Source organism: Bacillus cereus group sp. BfR-BA-01379, assembly GCF_022663605.1.
GTDB classification, from domain to species: domain Bacteria; phylum Bacillota; class Bacilli; order Bacillales; family Bacillaceae_G; genus Bacillus_A; species Bacillus_A mobilis.
In genome coordinates this window covers 41,208-64,982 of record NZ_JAKUFT010000019.1, presented here as the reverse complement: position 1 = coordinate 64,982, position 23,775 = coordinate 41,208, and the positions used below count along the sequence as shown (strand labels likewise).

Here is a 23,775-nt window from a genome sequence, read left to right as displayed (position 1 = left end):
ATGAAACAAGTACAAACAAAAAGGGATTGGAAAAAACTTGCATATGACGTAGTAGAAGAGAAAAGGATTACGAAAGAGGATGCAATAGCGATATTAGAAGCAGATGAGAAAGAAGTTTTAGAAATTATGAATGCAGCTTACATCATTCGCCATCATCACTTTGGTAAGAAAGTAAAATTAAATATGATTATTAATACGAAATCTGGATTATGTCCTGAAGATTGCGGATATTGTTCACAGTCTATTATTTCAGAGGCGCCAATTGATAAATATGCATGGCTAACGCAGGAAAAGATTGTAGAAGGAGCACATGAAGCAATTCGCCGTAAAGCGGGTACATATTGTATTGTGGCATCTGGTCGTCGTCCGACGGATAAAGAGGTGAATCACGTAATTGGAGCCGTTAAGGAGATACGTGAAACGACAGATTTAAAGATTTGCTGTTGTTTAGGTTTCTTAAACGAAGATCAAGCAGGGCGTTTAGCAGAAGCGGGTGTACATCGTTATAACCACAACTTAAATACACATGCGAATAATTACGAAAGCATTTGCTCCACTCATACGTATGACGATCGTGTTGATACAGTTCAAAAAGCGAAACAAGCAGGGATTTCACCATGCTCAGGGGCGATTTTTGGAATGGGCGAGACAATAGAAGAACGTGCTGAAATTGCATTTGAATTACAACGTATAGATGCAGATTCAATTCCATGTAATTTCCTTGTTGCTGTAAAGGGTACGCCGCTTGAGGGACAAAAAGAATTAACGCCAGTAGAATGTTTAAAAGTGCTGGCAATGATGCGTTTTGTAAACCCAACGAAAGAAATTCGCATTTCAGGGGGACGTGAAATCAATTTACGTTCTGTACAACCAATTGGTTTATTTGCAGCAAACTCTATCTTTGTCGGGGATTATTTAACAACAGCTGGGCAAGAGCCGACTGCAGACTGGGGGATGATTGAAGATTTAGGGTTTGAGATTGAAGAATGTGCATTATGAGATAGATAAAAAGCAAACTTGTAAAAGAGTTTGCTTTTTTTGTAAATAAAATGTAATAAATAGTTGTGAACGCTTGATATTATTGGTTTTTGAGCGGAAAAAAGAATTTTGGTGGACGAATTTTCCAAGCCCCAATTGTACATAGTAAATATGTAATTTATATTGGGTTGGAGGATTTTACATGCACAAATATATATTAGCGATTATGACTTGTCTAATTTTGCTAAAAGCAATAAGTACTGATCCAGTTAAGGCCGCCGAAAATCCTGAACAAAAAGAGATGCAACAACGAATTGAACAACATTTTCGAACGAAAGCTGAACATTTTGGATTGAAAACAGAAGGGAAAGATTTAAAGGAAGTGCGAAAAGAAATTACTATTATAGAAGAGGCGAAGAAAAGAGAGAATGTTTGGAGAACAGCACAAAAGCTTCGTATACAAACAGAAGGAAAAACAATGGATGAATTAATAAAAGATGTACGGAAAAAAGTAAAAAAATAAAAAAGAGGCCGCAGCCTCTTTTTTATGCCCATTGTTTTGATAAGTGAGCCATTTCAATCGCAGCAACGGCGGATTCATAGCCTTTATTACCAGCTTTCGTGCCTGCGCGTTCAATCGCTTGCTCAATCGTTTCAGTCGTTAATACACCGAAAATAACGGGGATATCTGTTTGTAGTGATAAAGATGCAACTCCTTTTGCAACTTCATTACAAACGTAATCGTAATGTGTTGTAGCACCGCGGATTACAGTACCTAACGTAATAACAGCATCATACTTTCCGCTACTAGCCATCTTTTTAGCGATTAAAGGAATTTCAAATGCGCCAGGAACCCAAGCAACATCGATATCAGTTTCTTCTACACCGTGGCGCTTTAATCCATCTAAAGCTCCGCCGAGTAACTTACTTGTAATAAATTCATTAAAACGTCCAACAACAACCCCAACTTTTAATCCTGTACCAACTAAATGACCTTCGAATACCATAATGAATCTCTCCCTTTATTATAAGTTTAGTAAATGTCCTAATTTGTTTACTTTCGTTTGTAAATACGCTTTATTCTCTTCTTTTGTTGGCATTTGCAACGGTACACGCTCGATTACTTTTAAATCGTAACCTTGTAAGCCAGCAATTTTTCGCGGATTATTCGTTAATAATCGTAAATGTTGTAAACCTAAATCTTTTAAAATTTGAGCGCCAATACCGTAATCGCGTAGATCAGCAGGGAACCCAAGCTTTTCGTTTGCTTCTACAGTATCGAAACCTTCTTCTTGTAATTTATAAGCACGAAGCTTATTAAGAAGGCCGATGCCTCGTCCTTCTTGTCTCATATAGAGAAGAACGCCTTTTCCTTCACGCTCAATTTGAGCAAGTGCAGCATGGAGTTGTGGTCCGCAATCACAACGGCATGAGCCAAATACATCTCCTGTTAAGCACTCTGAATGAACGCGTACAAGTACAGGTTCTCCTGTTGAAATATCACCTTTTACGAGTGCGATATGTTCTTTTGTATCTAATGAATTAGAATAGCCAATTGCATGGAAAGTACCGAAATCTGTAGGTAATGTAATTTCCACTTCTCTCGTCACTAATGTTTCATGGTGGCGGCGATAAGCAATTAAATCTTCTATTGTAATCATTTTTATATCAAATTGTTTTGCACACTGTAGTAAATCAGGTACGCGTGCCATCGTACCGTCCTCATTGATAATCTCGCAAATAACTCCAGCTGGTTCTGCTCCGCAAAGCTGTGCTAAATCGACAGCAGCTTCAGTATGACCAGCGCGGCGCAGGACACCGCCTTCTTTCGCGATTAATGGAAAGATATGTCCAGGACGATTGAAATCAGCACCTTTTGATGCAGGATTTAACAATTCTTGTATCGTAGTTGCCCGTTCGTGAGCGCTAATTCCTGTTGTTGTAGAAACGTGATCAATGCTCACCGTAAATGCAGTATGATGCGAATCTGTATTATGAGCTACCATTGGTTCTAACTGTAGACGTTCTGCGTACCCTTCCGTAATCGGTACACAAACGAGGCCACGCCCATGTGTAATCATAAAATTAATCGTTTCCGGCGTAATATACTCTGCTAATGCGATAAAATCGCCTTCATTTTCACGGTTTTCATCATCACATACGATGACGACTTTTCCTTGTTTTAAATCTTCTAGAGCTTCTTCAATACGATGAAACATCATGCTTCCCCCTTATAGAAATCCGTTTTCTTGTAAAAAGCTTTCGCTCATTGAACGTGTTCGTTTTACAGGTTTAGAAATAAAGCGTTCGATATATTTACCGATCATGTCACACTCAATGTTTACGATGTCACCGGCATTCTTTTCTCCGATAACAGATTCACTTACTGTGTGCGGGATGAGTGAGATTGTGATGGAAGATTCGTCTATATCAAATATTGTTAAACTCGTTCCATCAACAGCAACGGATCCTTTATGCAAACAATAGCGCAGCAATTCATCAGCAATAGCTATTTTGTAATAGACGGCATTATAGTGTTGTTTTTTGTTTAATATCGTTCCGATGCCATCAATATGCCCTGAAACGAAATGTCCACCGAATCGTCCGTTTGCAGCCATTGCTCGTTCTAAATTTACTTTAGAGTGTGGTTTAAGCATACGAAGTGATGTTGATTGCATCGTTTCAGGCATTGCGTCCACTGTGAATGAAGTTGTTGTGAAACTCGTTACAGTTAAGCAAATACCGTTAACCGAGATACTATCACCTAAGTGAACATCTGATAAAATTTTGTTTGCATGAATCGTTAACTTCATCGCTTCTCCGCTTTGTTGCAGGTTTGAAACAGTTCCTAATTCTTCTACAATTCCTGTAAACATTCCATCACCTCACTTCGGGCGTTCGCAACGATTTTTATATCATCGCCCATTTGTTTCATCTCTTGAATTTCCAAGGAAAGTGCATCTTGTAATGCTGTGAAACCATTTCCGCCAAATAAAGTAGGGGCATCTTTCCCCCCAATTAATATTGGGCTTATATAAGTTATAATTTCATTGAAATACTTTGTTTGTAAGAAGCTTGCATGAACTGTTTGACCACCTTCAACGAATAGAGAAAGAATTTGCTTTTCTCCAAGAAAGAAAAGGAGGTCCTCAATTTCAATGTGCTTCGTTTTCATTTGGAATATAGCTATATTTTCAGATTCATAAGAAGCTATTTTTTCTTTATTTACATCTTTCCCGACAAAAATCCATGTCGGTGCTAAACCATCTGTTATGACATGAGAAGATGGTGGTGTTCGTAAATGGGTATCTAAAATAACACGTATAGGATGTTTCCCCCCATTAGGAATTCTTGTCGTTAAATGCGGATTATCAGCTATAACCGTATTTACTCCAACGAGAATCGCATCATGTGTATGGCGATATTGGTGGACATCAGCTCGTGCTTCTTCACCTGTAATCCACTTACTTTCACCAGTGACAGTTGCTGTTTTCCCATCTAAGCTCATCGCTGTTTTTATTGTTACAAATGGACGTTTCGTTTTCATGTAGTGAAAAAAGAAACGATTTAATAAGGTAGCTTCTACTTCAAGAACACCGGTAGTTACGTCGATGCCAGCTTCTTCTAATCTCCTTTTTCCATTACCAGAAACGAGAGGATTGCAATCAAGAGTAGCAATTACAACCCGTTTGACTCCTTTTTTGATGAGCAATTCACAGCAAGGTGGTGTTTTTCCAAAATGGCTACACGGTTCAAGTGTTACATAAACGGTAGCTCCTTTTGCTTTTTCACCAGCCATATGAAGAGCGTGAACTTCTGCGTGTTCTTCACCAGCACGTAAATGTGCTCCCATACCGACGATGTTTCCATTTTTTACAACAACAGCACCAACCATAGGATTTGGACTTGTTTGTCCGGATGTTCCTTCTGCTAACTGCAGGGCAATCCTCATATATTTTTGATCTGTCATTCTTTTCACCTCTCCTGAAAAAATCAAAAAACCCCAAGGATTTTATATCCTTGGGGTTTGGGAGACGTGATTTCTAGAAATATAGTTCGAATACGAAAGTATAGGAAAGAAACCTAACGATGATTGATATTTTTGCATAAGGAAAAAACCTAGCAAAATATCGAATTTTCAAACGCTAGTCGTATCTTTTTATTCCAGTATAGAAACATAAGTATACAAAATAAAACATATATAAAGATTCAAAATGAAACTTTAAAAATATGCATACTGAAATAAAAGTGTATTCGCTATATAAAATTACTAGAAAACATATCCTTCTCCCATCCAGACTATACTGTCGGCCCTAGAGTTTCACTAGATCCACCGTTTTCGAGTTGAAAACGGGTCACGGACTTAGAAGTTTGCACTTCATCACCGCCGGTTGGGAATTTCACCCGACCCCGAAGGATGTTGTTTGCTCAAATTATAGCACAAAAAAGACAAAAGGCTAGTAAAAAATATTCGAATGTGAAGAATTGTGTGAAAATATATGTAAGTTGGAATGAAGACAAAAGTATGGGGAATGTTGTAAGGAAAAGGGGGAACGAGAGTTAATGAAAAGAAAAAACATGCACAAAAAAATGTGCATGTCACATGTGAAATTATTCTGCCTCTGGTGCTCTAACAACAGAATCGAATTTCCCTTTATGCGAAGCATCGCAATAAGGCATATTTTTTGATAAACCACAACGGCATAAAGAAAATGCCGGTTTTGCTGGGAATACATTCCCTTGTGAATCGACTAATTCCACGTCCCCTGTAACGCGAAAAGAGCCATTATCATTTACTTTAATTTGTACTTTAGCCAACGCTATCCCTCCTTCCCAAACGCTTAATTTCATCATATAATTAAGAGAAGTACTTGACAATATTAAATGGGCACTTTCTTTGGGAGAGAAGAGAGTGTTATAATGTTTTTTATAACTGACTAGAGTAAGGTGAAGAAAGATGGATAAACAATTACGTACATTACGAAATATTGCAAATGAGCGCACGTGGGCATCATTTTTGAATGATAATCATCCATATAGTTTGTTACATTGGTCTATTGCAGGTGTAGGACAAGAGTCAAAGGATGTTTGGTTACTTCAAGATGAGGTAACATTTCAAACGACAGAATTTCCAACGTTAGATGATGCAATGCAATGGATTTCTGAAAACATGGAACAAGTTACAGACGTTTTAGCGCAATAAAAAAACAGGCTTATGCAAGCCTGTTTTTTGTTTCTTTTACATATGAGTTTAAAAATTGATCAACGGCTGCTTCATACTCTTCTTTATTTTCGTTATAAGAGCAAGCGTGTGCGCCGCGTTCTGCAATATAAAGTTGTTTATTGTTTTCCTTCGCTTCATATAGTGCTTTCGTCATATCAGCTAAAATATAATCATCATCTTTACTATGAATAAAGAGGACGGGATTGTTAATATTTTTTATGCAATCGATTGGTGAAACTTCGCGAATCGTATAACCGTCACGCACTTTTAAAAAAGCATTTGCTAAAGGTAATAAAGGCCATTTAGGTAAATGGAATTCAACCTTTAAACGGTGTTGTAATTGCCCGTAGAAATCAGAAAAAGGACAATCTGCAATATAGAAATCAGCACCATCTTCTACAAGTCCTGCGTATTGAAGAAGTGTTGCAGCTCCCATAGATTCACCATGAATACCGAGTGTTATATTTGTTCCAAAACGACTTTTTAGCCAGTCAACTACAGATTTTAAATCATGTTTTTCATAGTATCCATAGCTTGTTGTTTTTCCGCCAGTTTTACCATGACGACGATGATCATAAATAACGACATTATACCCTCTGTTTAAAAATAACCTTGCATATTTTACAGAGTTCATTTTATTTACAGTTACGCCGTGACAAAAAATCATAAACTTATTGGAATGACCAGCAGGAATGTAATATCCGTGAAGATCGTATCCGAATTGCGAAGGAATATGAATTTCTTCTTTATGAAGAGCATCAAAATCCTCTATACGAAAATGTTTTTTCGTTTCTCTCTCCAGTACTTCTTCCTCTGTTTTTTTCTTTAAGTACATCACTTTATTTGTAAAGAAAATCCCAAGGGCAGTTATCGCACCTAGTATAGTAAACAATGCTGCAAAAAAACGTTTCATACTTTACCTCATCCTCCAAATACCGTTACATGTGATACACTTACATTGTATCACAATGATAGAAAAGGGGAGAAATAGGAAATGGTGTATATACAAAAAATTACGCCAGCGATGAAAGAAACAATCCGTATGTTCATGTGTGAGAACTGGGGGAGTTCATTGATGGTTTCGCGTGGGAAGGGGCATCAGTTAGAAGAGTTGCCAGGATTTGTTGCACTCTTAGATGACAGAATAATCGGAATTACTACGTATGATGTGACCGGAAATATGTGTGAAATTGTATCGCTAGATAGCTTTGAAGAAAGAAAAGGAATAGGGACAAAACTTGTGGATTGTGTATTACAAGTTGCAGAAGAAGAACGGTGCGGGCGGGTTTGGCTCATAACAACAAATGATAATATGAATGCGTTACGTTTTTACCAAAAACGTAATTTTGTGATTACTAATTTATATGTGAATGCAGTGGAAGAGGCAAGAAAAATCAAGAAAGAAATTCCGCGTATCGGATATGATAATATCCCAATTTTACATGAAATTCAGTTAGAGTATCGTATAGTGTAATGATGTAACAATTTTCAGAAATATAAGTTATTAACCTTGACGAATATTGTAATTTAGTTTACCGTAAAATTGTAATCTATTACCATATTAAGGGGTGACGATGTGGCAACTATACGTGATGTTGCAAAATTGGCAGGTGTTTCAGTCGCAACCGTTTCACGAGTTATTAATGAAAAAGGATACGTTCATGAGGACACAGTAAAACAAGTAAAGGAAGCAATTGAGGAATTACGTTATAGGCCAAATAGTACAGCAAAGCCATTGTTTAAAGAGAGTTCAACGATAATTGCATTACTTGTAGATAATTTATATAACCCATCGAACATCACTTTGCTACATTGTATTGAGGAAATAGCATATAAAGAAGGATATCAAATCATTGTTTGTAATATAGAGAATAAAGATAGATACATACATATGTTGAAGGAAAATAACGTTGCAGGTGTTATTTTGACAAAATCCGTTTTTAAAAGTATAGGAGAAATTCCACTTCCATTTGTTGTGATTGATGAAAAACCCCCCCATGCAAATCATTATGAAAGTGGACAAAGAACGGTTTCTGTCTTAAAAGAGAAAGGCTGTCACTTCCTTGCTTATTTCGGTGAGGGAGAAGATAGTGAAGCAATGGAAGAGCACATATCGGGATTTTTAGACGCTGTTTGGGAGGAAGGAATCTCTTATCGAGAAGAATGTGTACAAGGGTATACGAATAAACAGTTTATTACATTATTGCAAACTTATCCGTATATAGATGGCATTGTAACTTCAAGTGATAAGGTTACTTTTGCGTTAATGCGAGCAGCGAAAAATTTAAATATCCGTATACCGGATAAATTGAAAATTATTGGACTGAACGGGAGTATAGACAGTGAATGGATAGGCCCGTCATTCATGAAAATTGAAAGTTGTGTCGAAGAAAATGGGAAGATAGCTTTGCAACAATTAAAAGAAAAAATAAAAAAGTAAAAGGTGCGTATAAAACGCACCTTTTATAATGTAATGGCGGCAATAAAGCCGAATATAAGTAACGGTATATTATAATGCAGAAAAGTTGGTACACATGTATCCCATATATGATGGTGTTGACCATCAGCATTTAAACCGGATGTTGGTCCAAGTGTACTATCTGATGCTGGAGATCCTGCATCCCCTAACGCACCGGCTGTACCGATAATTGCAATTGTAGCCATTGGACTAAATCCGAGCTGCATGCAAAGAGGTACAAAAATTGTTGTTAAGATAGGGATGGTTGAAAAGGATGAACCAATTCCCATCGTAACGAGAAGTCCAATCACAAGCATAAGAAATGCAGCGAGTGGTTTATTATTTCCGATTATATGTGCACTCGTTTGCACAAGAGATTCAACATGTCCTGTTTTTCGAAGAACAGCGCCAAATCCAGCGGCAGCGATCATAACAAAACCGATAAAGGACATCATGCGCATTCCGCTTGTTAATATCGCATCTGCTTCTTTAAGAGGTAGACTACCACTTACTGATAAGACGATAATCCCTGCTAAAGCACCAAAAATCATTGATTCTGTTGCTAATTGAACAGTTAATGTAGCTATGATAGATAATAATCCGAAAGTAATGCTACGTTTTGTGTAGGGAACGATCTCATTTGCGGTAGTATGAACTTGTTCTGTTTCATACGTACGAGGTTTTCGGTACGTAATGAATACGGCTACACATAATCCAATAATCATACCGATTGCTGGAATAGTCATTGCTTTTGGAATAAGTGCGACATCAAATGTAAGACCGCTTTGCGCAGCATTTGTTTGCAATACGTCATGATAAATTTTTCCGAATCCCGCTGGAATCCACATATAAGGAGTAATCAATCCGAATGTAATAATACATGTAACAAGTCTGCGATCCACTTTCAGCTCATTTAATACTTTTAAAAGTGCTGGAATTAAGATGGGGATGAAAGCGATATGAACAGGAATCACATTTTGTGAGAAGCAAGCCATTGTTAAAATGATGAATAAAATAAGTATTTTAGAATAAACTTGTTTTTTCGTGTCTTGTTCATTGCCAATCCATTTTAATGCAGTTTGAATCATGGCATCTGGAAGTCCTGTTTTGGAAAGGGAAATAGCGAAACCGCCAAGCATTGCATAACTTAAAGCAATTGGAGCGCTGTTTCCAAGACCAGTTGTAAAAGTGTTAATTGTTTCTGAAATACCGAGTCCGCCGATAATTCCGCCTGTTAAAGCTCCAACAATGATGGCGACAATGACCTGGACACGTAACAAACTAAGCAATAGCATAACTGCTACTGCGATGAGTACAGCATTCATAATAAATGTAATCTCCCCAAAATTTTATTGTGTTAAGGCAAGTAAATATGAAGCACCTTGCTATATTTATACATAGTTGCGACATATTATTATAAAGTGTTTTCTATGAAATGTAAAAGAGCCTTTGTTACTAATGCTGAAAAGCTAGCTCTTGTTTAATTGATTGTAAAGAATTAGCGAATAATTCTGGTTCTTCTAAATCAGGAGAATGTGCTGAATTTGGGAACCAAATCATCTTTTTTATGGGTGCTTCTATCACATCGCAATATTCCTGAACGAGTGCATAAGGAGTTTGATAATCATAGCGACCAGAACAAAAATAAACCGGAATAGATAAACTTGAAATAGAAGAAAAGAAATCGATTGTCAGCATTTCTTCCCATAAAACGCCAGATTTTAAATTTCCTGCGAGAAACTTGAACCAATCTAATAGCGTATATTCAGGAGAGAAGAAGCCTGTTCGTATAAAAGAAAAGGAAGATCCGTTTTGGATTGCTCCGCCGAATGTGCTAAGCCACTTTCTTTGAATAATAAGGCGTCTCGTATCTAAAAATGGAGGTTTGCCTAATTTTAAAAGGGATGCTAATGCTTTTTTATGATCATGTTTTTTTGCAGAACGAATTAAATGCTGATATAGCAATTCTTCGTTTTGTTTCATATGCACAATCTGCCCAATACCGATGTACGCCTCGATATACTGTGGATATTGATGTGCTATGTTAAGCCCAATAATGCTTCCCCAAGAATGACCAGCGAGAAATAGTTTCTGTTTGTTGAACTTTTTAAGTACATAGTGAATCACTTCTTTTGCATCGGAAACGAATTGTTCGATTGTAAAATTTGCTCCGAAATCTTTCATTGAAAAAGATTTACCTGCCCCGCGCTGATCCCAATTAATAACGATGAAATGTTTCTCCAATTCTTTTTGGAAATGACGAATAAATCCAATTTGTGCCATGCCCGGTCCACCATGACAGCATAATAAAATAGGCTGCTCTATGTTTTGCCCGCGCATAAGGAGAGTTTGTTTTCGATTATGAATCATAACGCTTTCCATCGTAGCAATACTATTAGGAATGAGTTGTTTATTTTCATTATAAAACGGTGGGGTATAGCTACGAAAAAGCATATTGAAAACCTCCTTTTCTGAAATCGTATGAATCGCACAGGCTATTTGTTTTGCATATACTGTTAGAAAATCATTGTAACATACCATACTAGTGTCATTTCAACACGGGAGGAGGGAAATTGTGACGATTGGAGAAATTATAGATTGCTTAAATAGACGTGAATCCATCGCTATCATAGCAAAACGTCTTGAAATAAGCCCGTATACATTATCAAAGAAATTAAGATTGATTGGATATGAATATGATGGGGAACAGAAGAAACGTATTTTTGTAGGAGATGGAGAAGAACCTCGTCACTTACAACTCCAAGAAGCGACGGCCCTTCAATATGCGAAAACGGATTACCAATTATTAATTTATGAACAATTACAAAGTATTTATGAATTACTAAGTAAGAGAGAAGAAGTAATCGCGCCAATTATGAGTATAAGCACAGAAAAAAAGAAACGTACTTTTTCTATTAATAAAGAAATATTAGCAAAACTAGACGCTATATCAGAATCAAAAGGAATTCAGAAATCTAAACTTGTAGAAGAGGCGTTACAACAATTTTTGCAGCAATATGATTTTAACAAAACAGCACGTTTGGATGACTAAAGAAAAGGATACTAAGTTCATTGTGAGAACGAGTATCCTTTTTAGATTTTACTAATATTGTGGATTAAGTAAGTATAAGTGTACCCTGTACAATAAAAATCTGGATCGCATATTAGAGAAATACTTAATTTATTTTTTGAATTCTACCATCAATAATTGGCTGAATTGGTTCTTTTAATTGTTTTACATAATCGACTAGCGCTTCAAAGTCGTTTGGACCAGTTTCTGAATTTTTTCCATTTTTAAATGATACGAATCCGTCACCGCCAGAAGCTAAGAAAGCATTCGCAACTACGCTATACGTTTTAGTTGGAGATAACACCTCGCCATTTGTTAAGTGTATATTCGTAACCTTTTCACCGTTTGGTTTATTGGCATCCCACGTATATTGAATACCTGAAATTTGAAGCATTCTTGTTGTTCCTTTTTGCCATTGCTGATTTAAAATGTCGCGAATATCTTGACCTGTTAAATCTACTTTAATCAATTGGTTTCCAAAAGGCTGAATGCCATATAATTCGCCCCAAGTAATATCGCCAGCATCTAAGTCATTACGAATACCACCAGGATTCATAAGTGCGATTTGAGCTTGCATTGTTTGACGCTGTGCGTCGGCAATTACATTCCCAAGAGTAGATTCACCAGCATCATTTTGTTTACGGTCGATAGGTGCTGTAGATTTTCCCACAACTTCATTTACAAGTGGTGCAATCTTTTCTTTATATTGATCTATTTTTTGTTTTACTTGTTTATCAGGTTCCACACCTTCATGATATGTTGTGATCACTTCAGCTTTTTTCTTTACAATATCTTTTGTTTTACGATCAATTGTTACATCTACGTCTGAGAAAGCTGTTCCATAAGAGTTCGCTTGGACGATTAGTTTATTATTTACAGTGCCATTTACATACGTGTGACTATGCCCACCGAAAATGACATCAACTTCTGGATCTGTTTCATTTGCAATGCGAGTAAGGTCTCCATTTGTCACGCCAGATTCATCAGTTGTTCCGCCGACATGGGCAAGGACGACGATGGATTTAACACCGAGACGCTTTAATTGTTGCGTTGATTTATTAATTGCTTCTACTTCGTCAGTGATCTGTACATTTTTAAGCATAGTAGGCATCACGACATTTGGTGTATCAGTTGTAACAACGCCAATGAATCCTACAGGAACACCATCTACCATTTTTACAGTAAATGGTGGTAAAAATAAACGACCAGTTGATTTGTTATAGAAGTTAGCAGCGACATAAGGGAAGTTAGCACCTTTGAAATTCCCCGTTTTCTCGTGATATCCACCGTAAATGAGGCGTTTCATTTCATCGATACCTTCATCAAATTCATGGTTTCCGATTGTACCAACATCGAATTTTAAGTCATTCAAAAATTCAATCGTTGGTTCGTCTTGTAACAATGCTGAAACTGGTGGACTAGCTCCGACAATATCGCCAGCATGTACGAGAAGTGTATTCGGGTTTTGCTTTTTACGTTCTTTTAAATAAGTAGCTAAGTAATCAGCGCCACCGGCTTCTTTGTTATTAATTTTTTTAACAGTATCTAGTTGTCCATGGAAATCATTAATACCAAGCATTTGTATGTCTATGTAGCGGTTTTGTTCAGCTGGAGTCTGGGATGGGGGAGCGGCAAATACAGTTGAAAAAGTTATGGTGCTTAAAACGGCAACAGTAGGAATAATTTTTTTCCACATAATTCATTTCTCCTTTTTTTATAATCTGACATCATACGACATAATTTTAATAGATTCATAGGATTATATCTATATAAAAATTTAGTTTTTTCGAAAAATTAACATATTTACAAAAGGTGAATAATAGAGTAAAGAACCTTTTTTATTGTCGATTTCATTGTGTATCTACTATAATGGAGAAAAAAGTAAAAGGTGAGTAGCATGAAGAAAAAGAAACAAAGACAAATGCAAAGACAATCGCAAGTTAATAAACCAGAGAAAGAGTCGCTTACATTAGGCGATCAATTAAATGATTCACTCATGCAGCAATTAAAGAATAAGAAGAAAGAATTGCAAGTGAGAGAAGAGAAAAAAGAGGCAGCTGAACTGGAAAGAAAGCGCCAAGAACAAAAAGAGCGTGAAAAGAATAAATCATTTGAAGAACTGTTAAGTGAAAGTAGCCTTACTTGGAAAGACTTTAAATAATATAAAAAAATGATCAGTGTATATCGCTGATCATTTTTTTGACGAGCTTGTAAGAAAAGGGGAGTGTAAAATGAGAAAAATTGTAGTCGTTCCGCATGAAAATCATTGGAACGAAAAATTTCAAATAGAGGCCAAAAGATTAAAATCGGCGATGCCAGAAATGGTGAAAGTCCACCATATTGGAAGTACGTCAGTGCCAGGACTGGCAGCTAAACCAATTATAGATATGATTATGGAAGTAGAGAGTATCGACAGAGTAGATCAGTGGAATGAACGTTTTATAGAACTTGGTTACATCGTAAAAGGGGAAAATGGTATTTCAAGACGTCGTTATTTTATACATGGAACGGAGGAAAAACGTTCGTATCATTTACACGTGTTTGAAAAAGGAAACCCTGAGATAGTAAGGCATTTAGCATTTCGTGATTATATGATGGCCCATTGTGAAGAAGCTGAGGCATATGCAACTTTAAAGAAAGAATTAGCTGAAAAGTATACATATGATGGCACGTTATATTCGGAAGGGAAAAATGAATTTGTACGTAATGTTGATGAAAAAGCGAAAGAATGGAAAGAAGGAAATGTGAATAATTGAGTTCACGTTTTAGTGTATAAAATTATTATGTAAACTGTACATATGTTTTGACTTTTTGGTTGAATCTTGTTCAAATAAAGTGGTGGCTTATAAAAAATGTAAGAATGAGAGGGAGACGACTGTGCACATTCCAACAACTACACTTCATAATGGCGTGAAAATGCCGATGATTGGTCTAGGCGTTTATAAAGCGAAGGAAGGCGCCGAAGTAAAACAAGCAGTAAAAACAGCGTTAGAAGTTGGATACCGTTCGATTGATACAGCGACTGTATATGAAAATGAAAGCGGTGTCGGAGAAGCGGTTCGTGAATCAGGAATTCCGAGAGAAGACATATTTATTACAACAAAAGTTTGGAACGACGATCAAGGGTACGAAGAAACAATTGAGGCGTTTGAAAAAAGCTTAAAGAAATTACAAATGGACTATGTAGATTTATATTTAATACATTGGCCAATAAGAGGGAAGTATGTTGATACGTACCGAGCGTTAGAAAAATTGTATGAAGAAGGTAAAGTGCGCGCGATTGGTGTTTCTAATTTTCATAAACATCATTTAGAGCTATTATTACCAAATTGTAAAGTAAAGCCGATGGTAAACCAAGTAGAACTTCATCCGATGTTAGCGCAATTTGAATTGCGTAATTTCTGTCAAGATGAGCAAATTCAAATGGAAGCATGGAGCCCCTTAATGAGAGGTGGGGAAGTATTCGAGCACCCGATTATCCAGGCCATTACTACGAAATATGAAAAAACACCTGCGCAAGTTATATTAAGATGGGATATTCAAAGCGGGGTAGTGACAATTCCTAAATCTGTTACACCATCTCGCATTAAGGAGAATTTTTCTATCTTTGATTTTTCACTAACAGAAGAAGAGATGACTCAAATTAATACGTTAAATCGTAATTTACATGTAGGAACGAATCCTGATAAATATGATACGCTATAAAAAGACGCTACCAGTATGGTAGCGTCTTTTTAACGATGTAAAGCGTAAGTATCACATTTAGCAATTTGCTGAAGTTGTACATATTCTGCTGTTGTTAACTGTGTTTGTTTACTAGCCTGTACATTTTCTTGCAATTGTTGGATAGAGCTTGCACCAGGTATAACAGCTGCAACGGTTTCGTTATGTAAGCAATATTGAATAGCTGTTCCAGTTAAGGAGCTTCCTTGGGTTATTTCTTTTACACTTGCAAGCGTCGCATATAATTCATCGTAAGAATAAGAAAGGTAATCTTTTTCTTTTACTCTTTCTATCTTTCTCACATTATTGTCAGTTAAAATTCCTTTTGCAAGTGGTCCGCGAGCAATAATGCTAATTTGATGTTCACTGAAAAGTGGGAACCATTCTTCAGGGCGACGATTTAAAAGGCTATATTCCATTAGCACACTAACGATATTTGAACGTTTTGCATACTCACGGATGACATTTGGACGTATAGAAGAAATACCGTAATGGCGAATGATACCTTCTTTTTTTAATTCTTCAAAGGCTTCAACTGTTTCATCTATTGGATCTTCAATCGTCCCGCCGTGAAGTTGATAAAAATCAATATAATCAGTTTGAAGTCTACGTAAACTTTCTTTCACTTCAGCCTTTATGTAATTCTTAGAAGGATCCCAAGACCAGCCGTTTTTTTCTTCTGTCCATCGATTTCCAACTTTCGTTGTAAGAACAATTTGGTCTCGTTTCCCTTTTAATGCTTTTCCAACAAATTCTTCGTTTAATCCATAATCGTATAAATCTGCTGTATCAAAAAAATTGATTCCTAAATCAATTGCTTCATCGATAATACGCATAGCTTCTGTTTCAGATGTACCGAGAGACATACAGCCAAGGCCCATTTCTGTAACAAACAAATCTGAGTTTCCTAATTGACGTTTTTTCATAGGTCAACCTCCTTACCTTTATTGTACGAAAGGGAAAAGAGGTTGACAAACGTTTACTTTTTATTTGCTGTAATCCACTCTTGTACAGTTGTATACTCTTTGCTATATTGTTTTAGTTTATGGCGAATTTGCCATGCTTTTCCGACTAAAGTGACGCGATTTGGTAAAATATAAACTTTCATTTCTATCACGCTCCTTTCAATGTGGTAAAATGTATGAGGAATGAATAGGAAATAGAACAGGGAGATGAAGTAGTATGAGTAATCTTGCAGAGAGAACAGTAAAAACTGAGCCGATTTTTGATGGTAGAGTTATAAAAGTTCGTGTTGATGATGTAGTATTACCAAATGGAGCAATGAGTAAACGTGAAATTGTAAATCACCCTGGTGCAGTTGCTATTATTGCTATTACTGATGAGGGGAAAATCGTGCTTGTTGAGCAGTATCGTAAAGCGCTTGAAAAGGCGATTATAGAAATTCCGGCCGGCAAGTTAGAACCTGGTGAAAAACCTGAGGTGACAGCAGTTCGTGAATTAGAAGAGGAAACAGGATATGTATGTGAAAATATGGAGCTTATTACTTCTTTCTATACATCTCCAGGATTTGCAGATGAAATTTTATATGTATATAAAGCGATAGGTTTGACAAAAAAAGAAAATAAAGCCGAGTTAGATGAAGATGAGTTTGTGGAATTGATGGAAGTATCGTTAGAAGAAGCGATTACTCTTATGAAAGATCTTCGTATTCATGATGCAAAAACGATGTTTGCAGTACAATATTTACAATTACAAAAATAAACACTCGCCAAAGGCGAGTGTTTTTTAATTGATTTTTGCGTATACGCGTGCATCACGTAAGCTACCGTCTGGTGCTATGAAATCATTTTCCATTGTACCTTCTAGAATAAATTCTAAACGTTCTGCTAAGTTACATGCATTTGTATTTGTTGCATCAATACGAATTTCAATTCTTCTAGCACTTAGCTTATCGAAGGCAAATTGAATGGCACCTTTAATAGCTTCAGTCATATAGCCCTGTTTTGTATACGCACTATGCAGCCAGAAGTGAAGTGAAAACTTTGGAATATCCCAGTTTTCAGGCTTGAGTGTTATAGCCCCGATGAATGTACCAGATACTTTATCGTATAAGTGAAAATCAAGTGTCTCACGAAGTAAAAACTGTCCGTGAGCATTACGAACGATTTCTTCAGCACTTTCTTCTGTTTCAGCGTTAATTGGCATCCACGGTACTAAGTCTTCTAGAGAAGCTTGGATTGCTTCATACACTTCTGCACCATCACCTGGAAATGGCTTACGAACTTGTAAGCGTTCAGTTTGAAATAATGTTGGAAAATCTAATAATAATGGTTTCAAGAGAAATCCCTCCTATTCTCTACTTTTTAGTTTAGCAAAGTAGAGCGGAATTTCAATGTTAATTCGTCATACTTTTTTCTTTCTTTCATACATTTTTAGTAAGAGTGTGAACGGAGGGAAGAAAAATGTGGCGAAAAACTTGGCAAGACCGTGTAATGTCTCACATACAGGAAAACTCTTCATTATATATATTTAACGCTGTTTTATTATTGATGGGAGTAATATTTGGGGCCATTCTTGTAAATAGTCTACAATTAAATCAAAAACAAGATTTATCATTTTATTTACAACGTTTTTTTGGACAAGTTTCTAAAGGAGAATTTGCTATTGCAAGCGAAATGTTTCGAGAAAGTTACTTTTCGCAATTAAAATACATTGGATTTATTTGGATTTTGGGGATTTCAATTATTGGATTGCCACTTATTTTTATTTTATTGTTTGTAAAAGGAGTAGTTGTCGGATTTACAGTAGGTTTTTTAGTCAGTCAGCATGGATGGAATGGATTATTATTAGCATTCGTTTCTGTGTTGCCACAAAACCTCATTATTATTCCAGTATTTCTCGTTATGACAACAATTGCAGCAAGCTTTTCCTTACGCATGATTAGGCATCAATTTATTCGGAAAATAACCGAGCCACTATTACCGTTATTAATTCGTTATACATGCTTCTTTCTTATAATTGGAGCGGTGTTAGCTCTTGCTTCTAGTGTAGAAGCTTATGCATCACCAGTTTTAATGAAAGAAGTCGTTGAAGCTATTAATAAACAATAAATACTTTATGAGAATAATTATCAATTTGTTTTTATTGTTTTTCTTTTGACAGAAGCCCTTCTTCTGATATAATGGTGTAAGAGTGGCGAGGAGGGAGTAGTACCGAATGGAAGAAAGAATTGAACGAATTAAGAAGCAATTACATGCAGCGAGCTACAAGTTAACACCGCAACGTGAAGCAACAGTTCGTGTGCTGCTAGAAAATGAAGAAGATCATTTAAGCGCAGAAGATGTTTACCTCCTTGTAAAAGAAAAGTCGCCAGAGATCGGACTAGCAACCGTCTATCGAACTTTAGAACTATTATCTGAGTTAAAAGTTGTCGATAAGATTAACTTCGGAGACGGTGTTTCACGCTATGACTTACGCCAAGAAGGTGCGCAGCGTTTCCACCATCATTTGATTTGTACACAATGTGGTGCTGTACAAGAAATACAAGAAGATTTACTTGGTGAAGTGGAAAGGAAAGTAGAACATGACTGGAGCTTTAAGGTGAAAGATCATCGTTTAACATTCCATGGGATTTGTAAAAATTGTCAAGAAAATGAAACGGATGAAAAATAACCTTTTCCTATTTATCTAGGAAGAGGTTTTTTATTTGAATAAGGTATAAATTGGTGAAAGCTTGGCATATGTTGTAATAACTTATATTTTGGAGGAGTTTACAATGCGCCGAGCTTTAAAATTAACTTTTGATGGAATAAAAGTATTTTTATTATTTACAAGTTGTACGATTTTGTTTTATTTCGCTATACTATGGATAAATGAAGAATATGAAAGCTATCATCGTTATGAAAAACCACAAGAAGAGACTGTAGAAAAAGTATCAGGGAATGAAGAGCCGGCAAAGGATGCTTTCGTAAATAGAATGATGTTTTTCTATGAAAATGGGGAGTAGTGTAGATTGGAAGATCAATTAAAAGATTTTATTCATTATATGGTTGTCGAAAAAGGGCTTGCGAAAAATACAGTAGTATCTTATGAACGTGATTTAAAAAGTTATGTAAAGTATTTGCAAAATGTAGAACAGGCGAAAAGCTTTCATGAAGTGACACGCTTACACATTGTTAATTTTCTGCAGCACTTAAAAGAAAACGGAAAATCTTCGAAAACATTAGCACGTCATATTGCATCGATTCGTTCGTTTCACCAATTCTTACTTCGTGAACGAGCGGTAGAGCACGATCCATCCGTACATATTGAAACGCCGCAAGGAGAACGGAAATTACCGAAAGTACTATCAATCGATGAAGTAGAAGCGTTGCTTCAGACACCAAAAATGACGAGTGCTTTTGGGGTTCGTGATAAAGCGATGCTAGAGTTATTGTATGCGACAGGACTTCGTGTTTCGGAATTAATTGCCTTAAATTTAGAAGATGTACATTTAACGATGGGATTTGTTCGTTGCATAGGGAAAGGGAATAAAGAAAGAATTATTCCACTAGGAAGTTTAGCGACGGAAGCGATTCAAAAGTATATTGAAAAGGGAAGAAGAGAATTGATGGGTAAAAAGGTAGTAGATGCACTCTTTTTAAACCATCATGGAAATCGATTATCAAGACAAGGATTTTGGAAAATTTTAAAACGATTAGCGAAAGAAGCAAATATTGAAAAAGAGCTTACACCGCATACGTTGCGCCATTCTTTTGCTACGCATTTATTAGAAAATGGAGCAGACTTGCGTGCTGTGCAAGAAATGCTTGGACATGCTGATATTTCGACGACGCAAATTTATACGCATGTTTCAAAAGCTAGATTAAAAGATGTATATAAACAGTTTCATCCGAGAGCATAGTTACTATGCTCTTTTTTCATAGATTCAGAAGGATAGAGCGTTTCACAGAAACTTCACAAACATTTCGTACATTGTTTTCAGCAGAAGACTAGAATATTACAATGCATTTCCTCTATACTAAATAAGGTATAAAGGAGGAAATGATGATGAAAAAACTTATTATGACATTATTTATCGCGATGTTAGCATTGGCTGGCTGTAATACAAACAAAGAAGAACCGAAAAAAGAAAAGAAACTTGAAAGTATAAACGTAGCGGTTCAAACGAATCCGAAAGAAATTAAACCTGGTGAAAAAACAGAAGTACAAGCACTTGTTACGCAAGGAAAAGAAAGAGTAACGGATGCTGATGATGTAAAGTTTGAAATTTGGAAAGATGGCGACGAGAAACACGAGATGTTAGATGGTAAGCATAAAGGAAAAGGTGTTTATGCAGTAGAAAAAACATTTGAAACTGATGGAGTATATCATATTATTCCTCATACAAATGCACGCGATATGCATGTTATGCCAGAACATAAAGTGGCTGTAGGAAATGCAAAAGTAGAAGATGCGAAAAAAGAAAATAGTGATCACGGTGCAGGGCATGACGATCATAAAAGCGATACAATGATCCACCTTATGGCTGGTGACATAAAAGTAAACGCTGAATCGACTATGAAAGTTCATTTAAAACAAAAAGAAGAAGCGTTAACTGGTGCTGAAGTACAACTTGAGATTTGGAAAGATGGTGTTGAAAAACACGAATTTATTCCAGCGAAAGAAGGAAATAAAGGAGAGTATGAAACGAAACATACTTTCAAAGAAAACGGTTCTTACAAAGTGAAAGTTCATGTTAAAAAAGGCGAACTGCATGAACATAAAGAAGAAACAGTAGAAGTAAAATAAAAAGTAGCTCTTTAGAGCTACTTTTTATTTTTATCCCGCTTTAATGGGCAGTAAGACCCCCACCTCAAAATTCAACGAAAGCAAAGAAGTTAGGTGGGGGATCAACTGCCCATAAAAGTCCGATTGGTTCAACTAATAATCAGTGGGGGATGAAGAACCCCCCCACTGATTAAAGTTTCACTTTATCTCGTTATTTGTGAGCTAATTATTTTTTCACTTTATATGAAGAAATAAATCATAAAATAATTAGCACTTCTTTGCATAATGGATTACAATAGAAGTGTGAAGAAAATGAGAAAATCTACGAAAATGTATTAAAAAGAAAGCGTAAACATGGTATGATATCCGTATCAGATGTCTGACATCTGACTTAGAAAAAACTAGAAATGTTTTTGAGTCGTTTCAAAGTAAACGAAATAGGTTAGAGAATCATTTAAAGAAGTACTGTTTGACAATGAGAACGAAAGATAATTCTTATGGAGAACAGTTTCACTTTATAGCGTTTTGAACATACTACAAGAAGTAGAACTGAACTTATAGGAGGTCGCAGTTATGAATAAATATAAACGTATATTCCTAGTCGTAATGGACTCTGTAGGAATCGGCGAAGCACCGGATGCTGAGCAATTTGGTGATTTAGGTTCTGACACAATTGGTCACATTGCTGAACATATGAATGGATTACAAATGCCAAATATGGTGAAGTTAGGTCTTGGTAACATTCGTGAAATGAAAGGTATCTCTAAAGTAGAAAAACCACTTGGATATTATACAAAAATGCAAGAAAAATCTACTGGTAAAGATACAATGACAGGACACTGGGAAATCATGGGTCTTTACATTGATACACCATTCCAAGTGTTCCCTGAAGGATTCCCAAAAGAATTACTTGATGAATTAGAAGAAAAAACAGGTCGTAAAATCATCGGTAATAAACCAGCTTCTGGAACTGAGATTCTTGATGAACTTGGTCAAGAACAAATGGAAACAGGTTCTTTAATCGTTTACACTTCTGCTGATAGCGTATTACAAATCGCAGCACACGAAGAAGTAGTGCCACTTGAAGAGTTATATAAAATTTGTAAAATTGCACGTGAATTAACGTTAGATGAAAAGTACATGGTAGGTCGTGTTATCGCTCGTCCATTCGTTGGAGAACCAGGGAAATTCACACGTACACCAAACCGTCATGATTATGCGTTAAAACCATTCGGCCGTACGGTAATGAATGAATTAAAAGATAGTGACTACGATGTGATTGCTATCGGTAAAATCTCTGACATCTATGATGGTGAAGGGGTAACTGAATCACTTCGTACGAAGTCTAACATGGATGGAATGGATAAGCTTGTAGATACATTAAACATGGACTTTACAGGTCTTAGCTTCTTAAACTTAGTTGACTTTGATGCATTATTCGGTCACCGCCGTGATCCACAAGGATATGGAGAAGCACTGCAAGACTATGATGCACGTCTTCCAGAAGTATTCGAAAAACTAAAAGAAGATGATTTATTATTAATTACAGCAGACCATGGTAATGATCCAGTTCACCACGGTACTGATCATACACGTGAATATGTACCGTTATTAGCATATAGCCCAAGCATGAAAGATGGCGGACAAGAATTATCACTTCGCCAAACATTTGCTGATATTGGTGCAACGGTAGCAGAAAACTTCGGTGTGAAAATGCCAGAACACGGAACAAGCTTCTTAAACGAGCTAAAGAAATAGGGGGATAAACAAATGAATCGTGAACTTATTACAAAATCAGCTTCATACTTAAAAGAGAAATTTCAAGAAACGCCACAAGTAGGACTAATCCTTGGATCAGGACTAGGTGTATTAGCAGATGAAATCGAGAACGCAGTAACAGTACCTTACAGTGAAATCCCTGAATTCCCAGTATCAACTGTAGAAGGACATGCAGGTCAATTAGTATTCGGTACACTTCAAGGTGTTACAGTAGTAGCAATGCAAGGACGTTTCCACTTCTATGAAGGATACGACATGCAAAAAGTAACATTCCCAGTTCGTGTTATGAAAGAACTAGGTGTAGAAACAGTTGTTGTAACAAATGCAGCTGGTGGTGTAAATACATCATTCGAGCCAGGCGATCTTATGTTAATTTCAGACCATATTAACTTCATGGGTACAAATCCATTAATCGGACCAAATGATTCTGAAATGGGTGTACGTTTCCCTGATATGTCTACATCATATACGACAGAGCTTCGTGAAATGGCGAAACAAGTCGCAGCAGACCTAAATATTAAAGTACAAGAAGGTGTATACGTTGGAATGACAGGTCCTGTATATGAAACACCTGCTGAAATTCGTATGCTTCGTACACTTGGCGGAGATGCAGTTGGTATGTCAACAGTACCTGAAGTAATTGTAGCGCGTCATGCTGGTATGAAAGTACTTGGTATTTCTTGTATTTCAAATATGGCAGCTGGTATTTTAGATCAGCCACTTCACCACGATGAAGTAATCGAAACGACAGAACGTGTTAAAGCTAATTTCTTAGCATTAGTAAAAGCAATCGTAAAACAAATGAAGGGGTGA

The 23,775-nt window shown here is 36.4% G+C and carries 29 protein-coding genes and 1 riboswitch; of the genes, 17 read left to right on the top strand and 12 right to left on the bottom strand.

The window, feature by feature from the left end; translation table 11 throughout:
- Both bioB and MR113_RS10025 read left to right on the top strand, forming a co-directional pair.
- A complete protein-coding gene (bioB, locus tag MR113_RS10030) occupies window positions 1-999 on the top strand; it encodes a biotin synthase (RefSeq protein ID WP_242253913.1) in 999 nt (332 codons plus the stop codon).
- Window positions 1,000-1,180: 181 nt separating this feature from the next.
- The gene (locus MR113_RS10025) at window positions 1,181-1,501 is read left to right on the top strand and encodes a hypothetical protein (protein ID WP_242253911.1); all 321 of its coding nucleotides are present in this window, start codon (window positions 1,181-1,183) and stop codon (window positions 1,499-1,501) included.
- 22 nt (window positions 1,502-1,523) lie between these two features.
- Here the strand turns inward: MR113_RS10025 and ribH are convergent, their stop codons facing one another.
- The 5 genes from ribH to MR113_RS10000 all read right to left on the bottom strand — a co-directional run bounded on the left by ribH (window position 1,524) and on the right by MR113_RS10000 (window position 5,796).
- Window positions 1,524-1,985: a 6,7-dimethyl-8-ribityllumazine synthase gene (gene ribH / locus MR113_RS10020; RefSeq protein ID WP_000230901.1), complete on the bottom strand. Its 462-nt coding sequence runs from the start codon at window positions 1,983-1,985 to the stop codon at window positions 1,524-1,526.
- An 18-nt stretch (window positions 1,986-2,003) separates the two neighbouring features.
- On the bottom strand, window positions 2,004-3,197 hold the full coding sequence (gene ribBA, locus MR113_RS10015) for a bifunctional 3,4-dihydroxy-2-butanone 4-phosphate synthase/GTP cyclohydrolase II (protein ID WP_242253909.1): 1,194 nt from the start codon (window positions 3,195-3,197) through the stop codon (window positions 2,004-2,006).
- 12 nt (window positions 3,198-3,209) lie between these two features.
- Complete coding sequence (gene ribE / locus MR113_RS10010) at window positions 3,210-3,854, bottom strand: riboflavin synthase (protein WP_242253907.1); 645 nt, start codon at window positions 3,852-3,854, stop codon at window positions 3,210-3,212.
- On the bottom strand, window positions 3,836-4,948 hold the full coding sequence (gene ribD / locus MR113_RS10005; RefSeq protein WP_242253905.1) for a bifunctional diaminohydroxyphosphoribosylaminopyrimidine deaminase/5-amino-6-(5-phosphoribosylamino)uracil reductase RibD: 1,113 nt from the start codon (window positions 4,946-4,948) through the stop codon (window positions 3,836-3,838). The genes ribE and ribD overlap by 19 nt, the downstream gene beginning before the upstream one ends.
- A gap of 308 nt (window positions 4,949-5,256) precedes the next feature.
- Window positions 5,257-5,400, bottom strand: a riboswitch (FMN riboswitch).
- A 189-nt stretch (window positions 5,401-5,589) separates the two neighbouring features.
- A complete protein-coding gene (locus tag MR113_RS10000; protein WP_098614107.1) occupies window positions 5,590-5,796 on the bottom strand; it encodes a CDGSH iron-sulfur domain-containing protein in 207 nt (68 codons plus the stop codon).
- Window positions 5,797-5,935: 139 nt separating this feature from the next.
- On the opposite strand from MR113_RS10000, the gene MR113_RS09995 reads away from it, so the two are divergent.
- The gene (locus tag MR113_RS09995; protein ID WP_000360810.1) at window positions 5,936-6,181 is read left to right on the top strand and encodes a DUF2552 family protein; all 246 of its coding nucleotides are present in this window, start codon (window positions 5,936-5,938) and stop codon (window positions 6,179-6,181) included.
- Between the two features lie 10 nt (window positions 6,182-6,191).
- Here MR113_RS09995 and MR113_RS09990 read toward each other — a convergent pair whose 3' ends face one another.
- Entirely contained in the window at window positions 6,192-7,115 is a 924-nt protein-coding gene (locus MR113_RS09990) for an alpha/beta hydrolase (protein WP_048546291.1), read from the bottom strand.
- Between the two features lie 81 nt (window positions 7,116-7,196).
- On the opposite strand from MR113_RS09990, the gene MR113_RS09985 reads away from it, so the two are divergent.
- Window positions 7,197-7,676: a GNAT family N-acetyltransferase gene (locus tag MR113_RS09985; RefSeq protein ID WP_242253903.1), complete on the top strand. Its 480-nt coding sequence runs from the start codon at window positions 7,197-7,199 to the stop codon at window positions 7,674-7,676.
- A 102-nt stretch (window positions 7,677-7,778) separates the two neighbouring features.
- Entirely contained in the window at window positions 7,779-8,642 is an 864-nt protein-coding gene (locus MR113_RS09980; RefSeq protein WP_242253901.1) for a LacI family DNA-binding transcriptional regulator, read from the top strand.
- 23 nt (window positions 8,643-8,665) lie between these two features.
- On the opposite strand, the gene MR113_RS09975 is transcribed toward MR113_RS09980, so the two are convergent.
- Complete coding sequence (locus MR113_RS09975) at window positions 8,666-9,985, bottom strand: Na+/H+ antiporter family protein (protein ID WP_242253899.1); 1,320 nt, start codon at window positions 9,983-9,985, stop codon at window positions 8,666-8,668.
- 130 nt (window positions 9,986-10,115) lie between these two features.
- Window positions 10,116-11,114: an alpha/beta fold hydrolase gene (locus MR113_RS09970; RefSeq protein WP_242253897.1), complete on the bottom strand. Its 999-nt coding sequence runs from the start codon at window positions 11,112-11,114 to the stop codon at window positions 10,116-10,118.
- 121 nt (window positions 11,115-11,235) lie between these two features.
- Between MR113_RS09970 and MR113_RS09965 the strand changes: the two genes are divergently transcribed.
- Complete coding sequence (locus tag MR113_RS09965) at window positions 11,236-11,712, top strand: ribbon-helix-helix domain-containing protein (RefSeq protein WP_242253896.1); 477 nt, start codon at window positions 11,236-11,238, stop codon at window positions 11,710-11,712.
- Window positions 11,713-11,836: 124 nt separating this feature from the next.
- Here MR113_RS09965 and MR113_RS09960 read toward each other — a convergent pair whose 3' ends face one another.
- Window positions 11,837-13,426 carry a bifunctional metallophosphatase/5'-nucleotidase gene (locus MR113_RS09960; protein ID WP_242253894.1) on the bottom strand — a complete coding sequence of 530 codons (1,590 nt, stop codon included), beginning with the start codon at window positions 13,424-13,426 and terminating at the stop codon, window positions 11,837-11,839.
- 201 nt (window positions 13,427-13,627) lie between these two features.
- Here MR113_RS09960 and MR113_RS09955 point away from each other — a divergent pair, with 201 nt between their 5' ends.
- From MR113_RS09955 to MR113_RS09945, 3 genes are all read left to right on the top strand, one after another.
- The gene (locus MR113_RS09955) at window positions 13,628-13,891 is read left to right on the top strand and encodes a YqkE family protein (protein WP_000727552.1); all 264 of its coding nucleotides are present in this window, start codon (window positions 13,628-13,630) and stop codon (window positions 13,889-13,891) included.
- A gap of 70 nt (window positions 13,892-13,961) precedes the next feature.
- Window positions 13,962-14,486 carry a GrpB family protein gene (locus MR113_RS09950; protein WP_242253892.1) on the top strand — a complete coding sequence of 175 codons (525 nt, stop codon included), beginning with the start codon at window positions 13,962-13,964 and terminating at the stop codon, window positions 14,484-14,486.
- A 121-nt stretch (window positions 14,487-14,607) separates the two neighbouring features.
- Window positions 14,608-15,435, top strand: coding sequence for an aldo/keto reductase (locus MR113_RS09945; RefSeq protein WP_242253886.1), 828 nt, complete (start codon window positions 14,608-14,610; stop codon window positions 15,433-15,435).
- A gap of 29 nt (window positions 15,436-15,464) precedes the next feature.
- Here MR113_RS09945 and lolS read toward each other — a convergent pair whose 3' ends face one another.
- Entirely contained in the window at window positions 15,465-16,379 is a 915-nt protein-coding gene (gene lolS, locus MR113_RS09940; RefSeq protein ID WP_242253885.1) for an aldo/keto reductase, read from the bottom strand.
- Window positions 16,380-16,432: 53 nt separating this feature from the next.
- Window positions 16,433-16,561, bottom strand: a complete 129-nt coding sequence (gene mciZ / locus MR113_RS09935) for a Z-ring formation inhibitor MciZ (protein ID WP_212954688.1) — start codon at window positions 16,559-16,561, stop codon at window positions 16,433-16,435.
- A gap of 74 nt (window positions 16,562-16,635) precedes the next feature.
- On the opposite strand from mciZ, the gene MR113_RS09930 reads away from it, so the two are divergent.
- Window positions 16,636-17,175 (top strand): NUDIX domain-containing protein, encoded by a 540-nt coding sequence (locus tag MR113_RS09930; RefSeq protein ID WP_242253884.1) that lies wholly within the window; start codon window positions 16,636-16,638, stop codon window positions 17,173-17,175.
- Window positions 17,176-17,199: 24 nt separating this feature from the next.
- Here the strand turns inward: MR113_RS09930 and MR113_RS09925 are convergent, their stop codons facing one another.
- The gene (locus MR113_RS09925; RefSeq protein WP_000803488.1) at window positions 17,200-17,751 is read right to left on the bottom strand and encodes a GNAT family N-acetyltransferase; all 552 of its coding nucleotides are present in this window, start codon (window positions 17,749-17,751) and stop codon (window positions 17,200-17,202) included.
- Window positions 17,752-17,906: 155 nt separating this feature from the next.
- On the opposite strand from MR113_RS09925, the gene spoIIM reads away from it, so the two are divergent.
- The 7 genes from spoIIM (at window position 17,907) to MR113_RS09890 (ending at window position 23,775) form a co-directional block, all read left to right on the top strand.
- Entirely contained in the window at window positions 17,907-18,524 is a 618-nt protein-coding gene (gene spoIIM / locus MR113_RS09920; RefSeq protein WP_229200852.1) for a stage II sporulation protein M, read from the top strand.
- Between the two features lie 106 nt (window positions 18,525-18,630).
- Window positions 18,631-19,086, top strand: a complete 456-nt coding sequence (gene fur / locus MR113_RS09915) for a ferric iron uptake transcriptional regulator (RefSeq protein WP_000392655.1) — start codon at window positions 18,631-18,633, stop codon at window positions 19,084-19,086.
- Between the two features lie 103 nt (window positions 19,087-19,189).
- Window positions 19,190-19,420, top strand: a complete 231-nt coding sequence (locus tag MR113_RS09910; protein WP_001250433.1) for a YqzK family protein — start codon at window positions 19,190-19,192, stop codon at window positions 19,418-19,420.
- Between the two features lie 6 nt (window positions 19,421-19,426).
- Window positions 19,427-20,317, top strand: a complete 891-nt coding sequence (gene xerD / locus MR113_RS09905) for a site-specific tyrosine recombinase XerD (RefSeq protein WP_000390083.1) — start codon at window positions 19,427-19,429, stop codon at window positions 20,315-20,317.
- A 143-nt stretch (window positions 20,318-20,460) separates the two neighbouring features.
- Entirely contained in the window at window positions 20,461-21,204 is a 744-nt protein-coding gene (locus MR113_RS09900) for a FixH family protein (RefSeq protein WP_242253883.1), read from the top strand.
- Window positions 21,205-21,756: 552 nt separating this feature from the next.
- A complete protein-coding gene (deoB, locus tag MR113_RS09895) occupies window positions 21,757-22,941 on the top strand; it encodes a phosphopentomutase (RefSeq protein ID WP_242253882.1) in 1,185 nt (394 codons plus the stop codon).
- 12 nt (window positions 22,942-22,953) lie between these two features.
- Entirely contained in the window at window positions 22,954-23,775 is an 822-nt protein-coding gene (locus tag MR113_RS09890) for a purine-nucleoside phosphorylase (protein WP_001078444.1), read from the top strand.

Coding starts and splice junctions, on each gene's coding strand:
- bioB (WP_242253913.1), top strand. CDS start 1: ATGAAACAAGTACAAACAAAAAGGGATTGGAAAAAACTTGCATATGAC.
- MR113_RS10025 (WP_242253911.1), top strand. CDS start 1,181: ATGCACAAATATATATTAGCGATTATGACTTGTCTAATTTTGCTAAAA.
- ribH (WP_000230901.1), bottom strand. CDS start 1,985: ATGGTATTCGAAGGTCATTTAGTTGGTACAGGATTAAAAGTTGGGGTT.
- ribBA (WP_242253909.1), bottom strand. CDS start 3,197: ATGTTTCATCGTATTGAAGAAGCTCTAGAAGATTTAAAACAAGGAAAA.
- ribE (WP_242253907.1), bottom strand. CDS start 3,854: ATGTTTACAGGAATTGTAGAAGAATTAGGAACTGTTTCAAACCTGCAA.
- ribD (WP_242253905.1), bottom strand. CDS start 4,948: ATGACAGATCAAAAATATATGAGGATTGCCCTGCAGTTAGCAGAAGGA.
- MR113_RS09995 (WP_000360810.1), top strand. CDS start 5,936: ATGGATAAACAATTACGTACATTACGAAATATTGCAAATGAGCGCACG.
- MR113_RS09990 (WP_048546291.1), bottom strand. CDS start 7,115: ATGAAACGTTTTTTTGCAGCATTGTTTACTATACTAGGTGCGATAACT.
- MR113_RS09985 (WP_242253903.1), top strand. CDS start 7,197: ATGGTGTATATACAAAAAATTACGCCAGCGATGAAAGAAACAATCCGT.
- MR113_RS09975 (WP_242253899.1), bottom strand. CDS start 9,985: ATGAATGCTGTACTCATCGCAGTAGCAGTTATGCTATTGCTTAGTTTG.
- MR113_RS09970 (WP_242253897.1), bottom strand. CDS start 11,114: ATGCTTTTTCGTAGCTATACCCCACCGTTTTATAATGAAAATAAACAA.
- MR113_RS09960 (WP_242253894.1), bottom strand. CDS start 13,426: ATGTGGAAAAAAATTATTCCTACTGTTGCCGTTTTAAGCACCATAACT.
- MR113_RS09955 (WP_000727552.1), top strand. CDS start 13,628: ATGAAGAAAAAGAAACAAAGACAAATGCAAAGACAATCGCAAGTTAAT.
- MR113_RS09950 (WP_242253892.1), top strand. CDS start 13,962: ATGAGAAAAATTGTAGTCGTTCCGCATGAAAATCATTGGAACGAAAAA.
- lolS (WP_242253885.1), bottom strand. CDS start 16,379: ATGAAAAAACGTCAATTAGGAAACTCAGATTTGTTTGTTACAGAAATG.
- mciZ (WP_212954688.1), bottom strand. CDS start 16,561: ATGAAAGTTTATATTTTACCAAATCGCGTCACTTTAGTCGGAAAAGCA.
- MR113_RS09930 (WP_242253884.1), top strand. CDS start 16,636: ATGAGTAATCTTGCAGAGAGAACAGTAAAAACTGAGCCGATTTTTGAT.
- spoIIM (WP_229200852.1), top strand. CDS start 17,907: ATGTCTCACATACAGGAAAACTCTTCATTATATATATTTAACGCTGTT.
- fur (WP_000392655.1), top strand. CDS start 18,631: ATGGAAGAAAGAATTGAACGAATTAAGAAGCAATTACATGCAGCGAGC.
- MR113_RS09910 (WP_001250433.1), top strand. CDS start 19,190: ATGCGCCGAGCTTTAAAATTAACTTTTGATGGAATAAAAGTATTTTTA.
- MR113_RS09900 (WP_242253883.1), top strand. CDS start 20,461: ATGATGAAAAAACTTATTATGACATTATTTATCGCGATGTTAGCATTG.
- deoB (WP_242253882.1), top strand. CDS start 21,757: ATGAATAAATATAAACGTATATTCCTAGTCGTAATGGACTCTGTAGGA.
- MR113_RS09890 (WP_001078444.1), top strand. CDS start 22,954: ATGAATCGTGAACTTATTACAAAATCAGCTTCATACTTAAAAGAGAAA.